This window comes from uncultured Maribacter sp. (genome assembly GCF_947495965.1).
In the GTDB taxonomy this organism is placed as follows: Bacteria; Bacteroidota; Bacteroidia; order Flavobacteriales; family Flavobacteriaceae; genus Maribacter_B.
Genome location: NZ_CANMBB010000018.1, coordinates 1 through 2,467 on the forward strand (window position 1 = coordinate 1; position 2,467 = coordinate 2,467).

Below are 2,467 nucleotides of genomic sequence, written 5' to 3' on the forward strand. Positions count from 1 at the left end.
TCACCACCCTTGCGACTTACTAATGCTTCAAGACGTTACTCCTGCGCATAAGGGACTTGCACCCTCTAGATGAATTAATTATCTTTCGATAAATTAAAGATGCCCATGCTGGGCACACACACGGTGTATAAAACATAGCTAAATAAGTACTAAACCGAAAGGTTTATGCTTATTTACAAAGACCGCCAAATTTTTAAATTTGGCTTTTAGAATAGAAAAAATAAAAACAAAACATAAAAATTCGGCTATGCGTTAATCCGAAAAGTTAGTGTCATTTTAGACGCTACGTTTCATACACTAAACGTTGTAGGCAATATGCCAACACATTAAAAATTATTAACTAAAATTTAAACAACGGAACACATGAAAAATAAATTTACAAAACTGCTCACATTCGGACTTACATTATTTGCCATTGGACTTTTACTGACCAATTGTGAAAAAGAAAGCATCCAAGAAAAAACCACCTCGATTGAAGACCAAGAACCAACTCTCACGCTCAAACATTATTCAAAAACAAATATTGAAAAAAACACCAAGCTTGTTTCAAAACTAAAAGAATTCAATGACAAGGTTATTGAAAACAAATCATCCAAACTGTCAGGTAAAAATGTCTACAACGAAGAATACGACTTTACTATTTATACAGATTCTGCTACTTATATAGAAGATGGCGACTACCATTCATATACCTTTCCTTTAATACAGGGAACAGACGAAAAAATAACCAATATACTGTTTGAATTAAACGACGAGAATGAATATGATGCCTTTATAGTAGAATATGATTATTCTGCAAATGATTTAAAATATAAAGATTTTAAATCTTTATCAATGAAGACCTCTATAAGACCGATTGATTTAGATTTCAGTTCTCTATTTGCAAAAACAAAACAAGCATATGTCTGTTTCTATTCCTATGAATATGTTAGAACTGGTTCACATTTTACAGGTGGTACTAGTAATTTAATAGTACATGATTATAGTTGGGTGCTAACTGCCTCATCTTGCGAAACTGTTCTTTATTATGACGAAGATTACAAGGAATATCATCAAGGCAATACGGCTACCGTAACTATTGGTGGAACTACTTATGGAGGTACTGGAGGTTCAAGGACTTCTCCAATAGCATCGCCTTTTGACAGAGAAGAACTGAGGCAAATAGATGTTGTTAAAAATAGATTAAACTTGAACCGTCTTGAAAAATTATGGATTGATAAATGGGAGAATGGGCAGTATGCGTTTAAATTACATGACTTTCTTTCTGCTGATATGTTTTCCGATGAAGCTATTGAGTTTAGCAAATTTGCTGTTAAGGCTTTAATGGATGGTGGTGAAGTGGATTTTGAGGAAGAATTAATTTTAGATAGTGATTTAAAAGATAACGATTGTCTTTATTCAGTATATACAGGAATGGGTAAAGCTTCAATTTTTGCTAATTATTTAAACAACTTTGATGGAGATATGTCCGTTGCCAATTTAAAATTAACATCAAGTACTACTCTTGATGCTAATACAAATGCAGAAACAAGTGCTCCACAAAATTATTTAATTACAATTACCTTTAATGAAAATAACCTAAATAGACCAATCTTATCTATTGCAAGAACTTTTATTCACGAAATGATTCATGCTGAAACTTTTAGAAAACTATTATCTGTAGCACAACATTCAAGTATTCAGTTAGACCAGAATCAATTGATACAATTAAGAAGTGATTACCCAGGTTTATATGATTACTATATGAGATGGAAATGGAATGTGCCTCAAGGTCAGAGCCCTTCAAGTGCACAACATGAAGCTATGGCTCAACACTATAGGGACATTATTAAACAAGCGCTAAAAGAATTTGATAATTCACAGACCGATGAAATATACGAAGCTCTTGCTTGGACTGGACTTCAAAATACAGTGGCTTGGAATAATTTAACACAAACTAAAAGAGATAGCATTAGCCAAACTATTACTGACTTTAATACTAATAACCCTAATTGTCAATAATTATGAGAAAATTAATTTATATTTTTATGTTAATTTCAACAAACCTTTTTTCGCAAGAAAAAGAAAAAATAATATTTCTTTTTAATGAAAGCAAAGATGCCCTAATTATTAAAAAGAACTCAGAAATTTACTCCATTGATAAAAAACATACTTTTAAGTATGATAACAAAAAAAATCAAAAAATAGATGTAAAATACAATTCAATAAAAAGTAATATTTTAACTTCTTACTCTGAATTTATTGAATTAAATAAAAAGAAAAAATATCCAGAGTATTTTACTGAATATGTATTTTATGTTTTCATTAAAGAAAAAGATGACAAAGGCTGTCTTATAGAAGTTGAAAAAATATGGTTGGTTGAGGATAAAATGATTGATTAAATACTGCCTACAATCGAGTAGACGGCTCTCCCCATAATTGAGGAGAGTGCGCCTCTCACACCACCGTACGTACGGGTCTCGTATAC

At 31.4% G+C, this 2,467-nt stretch carries 2 protein-coding genes; both read left to right on the forward strand.

Annotated elements, in window-relative coordinates; all coding sequences use genetic code 11:
- The first annotated feature begins 834 nt into the window (after positions 1–834).
- Entirely contained in the window at positions 835–2,001 is a 1,167-nt protein-coding gene (locus Q0820_RS16835) for a hypothetical protein (protein WP_298489448.1), read from the forward strand.
- A 2-nt stretch (positions 2,002–2,003) separates the two neighbouring features.
- Entirely contained in the window at positions 2,004–2,381 is a 378-nt protein-coding gene (locus tag Q0820_RS16840) for a hypothetical protein (RefSeq protein WP_298489450.1), read from the forward strand.
- The last annotated feature ends 86 nt before the right edge of the window (positions 2,382–2,467 follow it).